General features: G+C 55.4%; 8 protein-coding genes and 1 tRNA gene. 6 read left to right on the top strand and 3 right to left on the bottom strand.

Going from position 1 to position 7,174, the window contains the following annotated elements; all coding sequences use genetic code 11:
* Positions 1-98: 98 nt before the first annotated feature.
* Positions 99-175: transfer RNA gene (locus RTU33_RS20490), tRNA-Met, on the bottom strand.
* 198 nt (positions 176-373) lie between these two features.
* On the opposite strand from RTU33_RS20490, the gene mltA reads away from it, so the two are divergent.
* Complete coding sequence (mltA, locus tag RTU33_RS20485; protein WP_312629846.1) at positions 374-1,468, top strand: murein transglycosylase A; 1,095 nt, start codon at positions 374-376, stop codon at positions 1,466-1,468.
* Positions 1,469-1,487: 19 nt separating this feature from the next.
* On the top strand, positions 1,488-2,294 hold the full coding sequence (gene tcdA, locus RTU33_RS20480; protein WP_312629844.1) for a tRNA cyclic N6-threonylcarbamoyladenosine(37) synthase TcdA: 807 nt from the start codon (positions 1,488-1,490) through the stop codon (positions 2,292-2,294).
* On the opposite strand, the gene csdE is transcribed toward tcdA, so the two are convergent.
* Positions 2,291-2,734, bottom strand: coding sequence for a cysteine desulfurase sulfur acceptor subunit CsdE (gene csdE / locus RTU33_RS20475; RefSeq protein ID WP_312629843.1), 444 nt, complete (start codon positions 2,732-2,734; stop codon positions 2,291-2,293). The genes tcdA and csdE overlap by 4 nt on opposite strands.
* A complete protein-coding gene (csdA, locus tag RTU33_RS20470; protein ID WP_312629842.1) occupies positions 2,735-3,940 on the bottom strand; it encodes a cysteine desulfurase CsdA in 1,206 nt (401 codons plus the stop codon).
* Positions 3,941-4,131: 191 nt separating this feature from the next.
* Here csdA and RTU33_RS20465 point away from each other — a divergent pair, with 191 nt between their 5' ends.
* The 4 genes from RTU33_RS20465 to rlmM all read left to right on the top strand — a co-directional run bounded on the left by RTU33_RS20465 (position 4,132) and on the right by rlmM (position 7,138).
* Positions 4,132-4,359, top strand: coding sequence for a YgdI/YgdR family lipoprotein (locus RTU33_RS20465; RefSeq protein ID WP_312629840.1), 228 nt, complete (start codon positions 4,132-4,134; stop codon positions 4,357-4,359).
* A gap of 353 nt (positions 4,360-4,712) precedes the next feature.
* Entirely contained in the window at positions 4,713-5,630 is a 918-nt protein-coding gene (gene gcvA / locus RTU33_RS20460) for a glycine cleavage system transcriptional regulator GcvA (protein ID WP_312629838.1), read from the top strand.
* A 19-nt stretch (positions 5,631-5,649) separates the two neighbouring features.
* The gene (locus RTU33_RS20455; protein ID WP_312629836.1) at positions 5,650-6,045 is read left to right on the top strand and encodes a DUF423 domain-containing protein; all 396 of its coding nucleotides are present in this window, start codon (positions 5,650-5,652) and stop codon (positions 6,043-6,045) included.
* On the top strand, positions 6,038-7,138 hold the full coding sequence (rlmM, locus tag RTU33_RS20450) for a 23S rRNA (cytidine(2498)-2'-O)-methyltransferase RlmM (protein ID WP_312629834.1): 1,101 nt from the start codon (positions 6,038-6,040) through the stop codon (positions 7,136-7,138). The genes RTU33_RS20455 and rlmM overlap by 8 nt, the downstream gene beginning before the upstream one ends.
* Positions 7,139-7,174 lie beyond the last annotated feature (36 nt).

Genomic DNA, 7,174 nt, shown 5'->3' with positions numbered 1-7,174 from the left:
ACCTTCGGGTTATGAGCCCGACGAGCTACCAGGCTGCTCCACCCCGCGTCCGTCTGTTTACCCTTCCATCAGGTAAACCTTTTACTTCATATTTTAATTGGTTGCGGGAGCCGGATTTGAACCGACGACCTTCGGGTTATGAGCCCGACGAGCTACCAGGCTGCTCCATCCCGCGTCCGTGGATGCGCACTATACGCGGGTCTGGATTTGATGCAACCCCTTTTTAGCATAAATATCAAAGAGTGGGTAAAAACAAAACGCATAGGTGATTTTTTGCGCAAAATAGGGCCTGTGGCACGTTATCACATTTCAATACCCCTGGCGGTTTGTTATCTTCATCCCGCATTCGGCATAAGAAAGAAGACGAGATACCATGAAAGGACGTTGGGCTAAAATTCTGGCAACAGGCGCGCTGATGACGCTGCTCGCCGCCTGTTCCTCCAAACCGACCGATCGCGGTCAGCAATATAATGACGGAAAGTTCAGCCAGCCTTTTTCTCTGGTGAACCAGCCGGACGCCGTGGGCGCGCCGATTAACGCCGGTGACTTCGCTCAGCAGGTGAATGAAATTCGCAATGCCTCCCCGCGCCTGTATGGCAATCAGAGCAACGTCTTTGCCGCCGTTCAGCAGTGGCTGCAGTCCGGAGGAGATACCCGCACCTTAAAGCAGTACGGGCTTGATGCGTGGCAGATGCAGGGGGCAGATAACTACGGCAACGTGCAATTCACGGGCTATTACACGCCGGTGATTGAAGCACGTCATACACGTCAGGGTGCATTTCAGTACCCAATCTACCGTATGCCACCTAAGCGCGGCCGTCTGCCTTCCCGTGCGGAGATTTATGCCGGGGCGCTGAGCGACAACTACATTCTGGCTTACAGCAACTCTCTGATGGATAACTTCATCATGGACGTGCAGGGCAGCGGCTATATCGATTTTGGCGACGGCACGCCGCTGAACTTCTTCAGCTACGCCGGGAAAAATGGCTGGCCGTACCGCAGCATCGGCAAGGTGCTGGTCGATCGCGGGGAATATAAGAAAGAAGATATGTCGATGCAGGTCATTCGCCACTGGGGTGAAACCCATAGCGAAGCAGAGGTACGTGCCTTGCTTGAGGAGAACCAGTCGTTCGTCTTCTTTAAGCCACAATCTTTCGCGCCGGTGAAAGGGGCGAGCGCGGTGCCGCTGATTGGTCGCGCGTCGGTTGCCTCTGACAAGAGCATTATCCCACCGGGTACCACGCTGCTGGCAGAAGTCCCGCAGCTGGACAACAACGGTAAATTCAACGGTCAGTATGAGCTGCGTTTGATGGTTGCGCTGGACGTTGGCGGGGCGATCAAAGGCCAGCACTTCGATATTTATCAGGGCATTGGCCCTGACGCGGGTCATCGCGCCGGATGGTACAACCATTACGGGCGCGTGTGGGTGTTACGCAATACCGGCAACGGTTACGTATTTAGCGGTTAATAAAGTCGTTTGAGGTTTTATGTCAGTTGTTCTTAGCGATGCCTGGCGTCAGCGTTTTGGCGGCACGGCCCGTTTATACGGTGAAAAAGCTTTGCAGGTGTTTGCCGATGCGCACGTGTGCGTGGTCGGGATCGGTGGCGTCGGTTCCTGGGCGGCGGAAGCGCTGGCCCGCACCGGCATTGGCGCCATCACGTTGATTGATATGGACGATGTCTGCGTCACCAACACCAACCGGCAAATTCATGCGCTCGGGGGTAACGTCGGGCTTGCCAAAGCTGAGGTGATGGCGGAGCGCATTCGTCAGATCAACCCGGAATGCCGCGTCACGGTAGTGGATGATTTCGTCACCCCGGCCAACGTCGCGGAATATATGGGGGCCGGCTTCAGCTACGTGATTGACGCCATCGACAGCGTGCGCCCTAAAGCAGCGCTGATCTCCTTCTGCCGTCGCTACAAGGTGCCATTGGTCACTACGGGCGGTGCGGGTGGTCAGATCGATCCGACACAAATCCAGGTCGCGGATCTGGCGAAAACGATCCAGGATCCGCTGGCGGCAAAGCTGCGCGAACGGCTGAAAAGCGATTTCGGCGTGGTGAAGAACGGCAAAGGTAAGCTCGGCGTGGACTGCGTGTTCTCGACTGAAGCGCTGGTGTATCCGCAATCGGATGGCTCAGTGTGTGCGATGAAAAGCACCGCCGAAGGGCCGAAGCGCATGGATTGTGCTTCCGGTTTTGGCGCGGCAACAATGGTAACCGCGACCTTTGGTTTTATCGCTGTGTCTCATGCGCTGAAGAAGATGCTGGCGAAAGCCGAACGTCAGGCTTAAACCTCGCGAGCGGCGCTTAACACGGCATCCCGCAGCGCGTTCAGCCCCTGGCTACGGGACGCGCTGAGCTGGGCACGCAGACCAAGCTCATCAAAGAAATCAAGCGGATCGCTGGCTTTCAGCTGATCCGCCGTTTTCCCTTCAATGGTCGTCAGCAGCACGGCCAGTAAACCACGAACGATCCTGCCTTCACTGTCGCCGTAAAAGTGCAATTTGCCCTGCGGCAAACGGGTAAAACCAAGCCAGACGCGGTTTTCACACCCGGCAATTTCCTGAGCCTGAGCTTTAAAATCCTCCGCAAGCGCGGGAAGCTGTTTCCCCAGCAGGATCAGCTGACGGTATTTGTCTTCCCACTGCGTCAGCGGGCCAAAAAGCTCGCGTAGCGATGCTTCAGAGACGGTTGTGCCGAACGGGTGTCCGGCGAGTGCTGGGCTTGTCATTTAATCCACCAGTAATTCGAGGGCCCGATCCACGGCGTGCACCAGAGCGTGGACATCTTCCTGAGTGTTATAAGGGGCGAAAGAGGCGCGCAAAGTTCCGCTGACGCCAAGTGCCGCCAGCAGCGGCTGGGCGCAGTGCTGTCCGGCCCGCAGCGCGATGCCATATTCAGCCAACAGCGTGACCATATCGCTGTGGTGTACCCCGGCGAAATCAAAGGCCAGCAGACTCGAGTCCTGACAGCGGAACGAGCGAAAACCCGGGCGACGAGACAGCTCATCTTCCGCAAGCGTGGCCAGGCCTCGGCTCCAGGTTTCTGCCTGCACCACATCCACGTTATTCAGCCATTCCAGCGCCGCGCTGAGGCCAATCACGCCCGCAACGTTCGGCGTGCCGGCTTCCAGACGATACGGCACCGGCTGGGTTTTAAAGCCGTCGAAGGTCACTTCGGTAATCATCTTGCCTCCGCCAAGCCACGGTGACATGCCCTCGAGCAATTCCGCTTTGCCATAAAGCACGCCGATGCCCGTCGGGCCATACAGCTTGTGGGCGGAGAAGGCATAGAAGTCGATATCCAGCGCCTGCACGTCCGCCGGGAAATGCACTACACCTTGTGCTCCGTCGACCATCACGACCATATCGGCAGCGTGCGCCAACCGGATGGCGCGAGCCAGATCCGGACAGCCGCCGGTCACGTTGGACATTTGCCCCAGCGCCAGGATGCGGCTTCGGGGGGTGATTAGTGAGGAAAGTTGCTCAACGTCCGGAATACGATCTGCCCGCAGCGGGAGCTGAACGATCTTCGCGCCGGTTTGCTCTGCAACCATCAGCCACGGCACGAGGTTAGCGTGGTGTTCCGCTACGCTGACGATGATTTCGTCTCCGGCCTGCAAGCGTGGTCGGGCATAGCTTTGGGCCACCATATTGATGGCTTCCGTAGTTCCGCGGGTCCAGACGATGTTTTTACCGTCCGGCGCATTGATAAGCGCGGCGACCTGTTCGCGAGCGGCTTCATACCGGGCGGTGAGCTTTTGCGCCTCCACAAACTGGCTACGGTGCACGTTACCTGCGCTCAGGCTGTAAAACTGTGTGGTCGCATCGATAACAGCCTGCGGCTTCAGCGCAGTGGCGGCGCTATCAAGATAGACTCCGGCATCGCTGAGGGCCGGAAACTGGGCGCGAAAATGCGCCGGGTTGAATGTGTGCATGATTTTCCTCATTCCAGTGTGGCGATCGTCGCGCAAAACGGGCAGCAGGGCAAGACGCGGCTTGTCCCTCGGAATTGTCCAGGAATAGTGGCAGCTTTGTGGCAGTGCGTTATGCTGAAATAAGTCAGGAGACTATTTTTGCTTGTTAATTGTAGCTCGATATCCAGCATTAATTGCTAAAGGAGAAGAATATGAAAAAGACTGCCGCACTGATTTCTGCCTGTATGATGACTTTTGCTCTGAGCGCTTGTTCTGGCCCTAACTACGTGATGCACACCAATGACGGGCGAACAATTATCGCCGACGGGAAACCGCAGACCGATAATGATACCGGCATGATTTCGTACAAAGATGCCAACGGTAACAAGCAGCAAATCAACCGTACTGACGTGAAAGAAATGGTCGAAATGGATCAGTAACGATTGAATTGAAAGCAAAAAAAAGCACCGCAATTTGGCGGTGCTACATTAATCACTATGGACAGACAGGGTAAATGTACAGGAAGTGAAAAGGGGGTAGTCTTGCTACCGAGGTCTGAATTCCAGACCAATTGCAAACACAACAACACAACATCACAACCGTAAGCCAAAAGCCCATCAGAACACGCATTCCGAAAAAAGCTCTTCGTTCCGGCTCAGGAAGTGCCGCCACTATAGGTATTTGCTGGTAGAACCTCAACGGACAAATTATAATGGCTCAGATAAAAAAAACTAATAGGTTACGTGATGTAATCTAATTGTTAAATTCAGTTAACATCTAAGCCAAAACAACCATGTCGAAGCGTTTACCTCCTCTGAATGCATTACGTGTATTTGATGCCGCCGCCCGTCATCTCAGCTTCACTCGCGCCGCAGACGAGCTCTTCGTTACCCAGGCCGCGGTGAGCCATCAGATCAAGTCACTCGAGGATTTCCTGGGCTTAAAGCTCTTTCGACGCCGCAATCGTTCCCTGCTGCTGACGGAAGAAGGTCAGAGCTATTTTCTCGATATCAAAGAGATCTTTTCGCAATTAACCGAAGCAACGCGTAAACTTCAGGCCCGCAGCGCCAAAGGGGCGTTGACGGTCAGCATGCTGCCGAGTTTTGCCATTCAGTGGCTGGTGCCGCGCCTTGCAAGCTTTAACTCAGCTTATCCGGGAATTGACGTCAGAATCCAGGCGGTAGATCGCCAGGAGGATAAGCTTGCGGACGACGTCGACGTGGCGATTTTCTATGGTCGCGGTAACTGGCCGGGGCTGCGCGTCGAAAAGCTTTATGCGGAATATCTGTTGCCCATTTGCTCGCCGTTGCTGCTCACTGGCGAGAAGGCATTGAAAACGCCCGCAGATCTGGCGCAACATACGCTGTTACACGATGCTTCCCGCCGCGACTGGCAAACCTATATTCGCCAGTTGGGCTTAAACCATATCAACGTTCAACAGGGACCGATTTTCAGCCACAGCGCGATGGTGCTGCAGGCGGCTATCCATGGACAAGGGATCGCACTGGCCAATAACGTGATGGCGCAGTCCGAAATTGAGGCAGGCCGGTTGGTTTGCCCGTTTAATGATGTTCTGGTCAGCAAGAACGCGTTTTACCTCGTTTGCCATGACAGCCAGGCGGAACTGGGTAAAATAGCTGCTTTCCGGCAGTGGATCCTGGCGAAAGCGGCAAGCGAGCAAGAAAAATTTCGTTTCCGTTACGAACAATAAATGACTTCAGGAAAATGACATGACCAGTCGCTTCATGCTGATTTTTGCCGCTATCAGTGGCTTTGTGTTTGTTGCCTTGGGTGCGTTCGGCGCACATGTATTAAGCAAATCGCTCGGCGTGGTGGAGATGGGCTGGATCCAGACCGGCCTTGAATATCAGGCGTTCCACACCCTGGCGATTTTCGGTCTGGCGGTGGCGATGCAGCGCCGCATCAGCATCTGGTTCTACTGGAGCAGCGTATTTATGGCGCTGGGAACCGTATTATTCAGCGGCAGCCTCTACTGTCTGGCGCTGTCGCATTTACGCCTTTGGGCATTTGTCACCCCGGTCGGCGGCGTGAGCTTCCTCGCCGGTTGGGTGCTGATGCTGATTGGCGCTATTCGTTTAAAGCGTAAAGGTATCGCGCATGAATAAGGTTGTCCTCTACAGCCGTCAGGGTTTTGAGAAAGAGTGCGCAGCAGAGATTTCTGACAAGGCGTCCCGCCTTGGCGTATATGGTTTTGCCCGGGTGAAAGATAACTCGGGCTATGTGATTTTTGAGTGTTATCAGGAAGGTGAGGCGGAAAAGCTGATCAAAGAGCTGCCGTTCAGCTCGCTGATTTTTGCCCGCCAGATGTTTGTGGCCTGCGAGTTATTAACCGATCTTCCGCCAGAAGATCGCATCACGCCGGTTGTCGGCATGCTCACGGGCGTGGTGGAAAAGGGCGGTGACTTACGCGTTGAAGTGGCAGACACCAACGAAAGTAAAGAGCTGATGAAGTTTTGCCGCAAGTTCACCGTGCCGCTCCGTGCGGCGCTGCGTGAAGCGAAAGTGCTGGCCGCGTATGAAACGCCGAAGCGCCCGGTGGTGCACGTGTTCTTTATCGCGCCGGGCTGCTGTTATGTAGGTTATTCGCTCACGACCAACAACTCGCCTTTCTATATGGGCATTCCGCGCCTGAAGTTTCCATCCGATGCGCCAAGCCGCTCCACGCTCAAGCTGGAAGAAGCTTTCCACGTATTTATTCCCGCCGACGAGTGGGATGAGCGCCTGGCAAATGGAATGTATGCGGTGGATCTGGGCGCCTGTCCTGGCGGCTGGACCTATCAGCTGGTGAAGCGCAATATGTGGGTGTCGTCAGTGGATAACGGCCCGATGGCGCAAAGCCTGATGGATACCGGGCAGGTGACCTGGCTGCGCGAAGACGGTTTCCGCTATCGACCAAACCGCAGCAACATCTCCTGGATGGTGTGCGATATGGTTGAGAAACCGGCGAAGGTTGCCGCGCTGATGGCGCAGTGGCTGGTCAACGGCTGGTGCCGCGAAACCATCTTTAACCTCAAGCTGCCGATGAAAAAACGCTATGAGGAAGTGTCGCAGAACCTGGCTTACATTCAGGCACAGCTGGATGAGCACGGCATTGCGGCGCAGATTCAGGCTCGCCAGCTTTATCACGATCGTGAGGAAGTGACCGTTCACGTGCGGCGCATGTGGGCTGCGGTCGGTGGTCGTCGCGACGAGCGGTAATTTTTACCCTCACCCTAACCCTCTCCCTGAAAGGGA

The sequence above is a fragment of the Scandinavium sp. genome (genome assembly GCF_032012665.1).
Classification (GTDB): Bacteria; Pseudomonadota; Gammaproteobacteria; order Enterobacterales; family Enterobacteriaceae; genus Scandinavium.
This window is presented reverse-complemented; position numbering and strand designations above follow the sequence as displayed.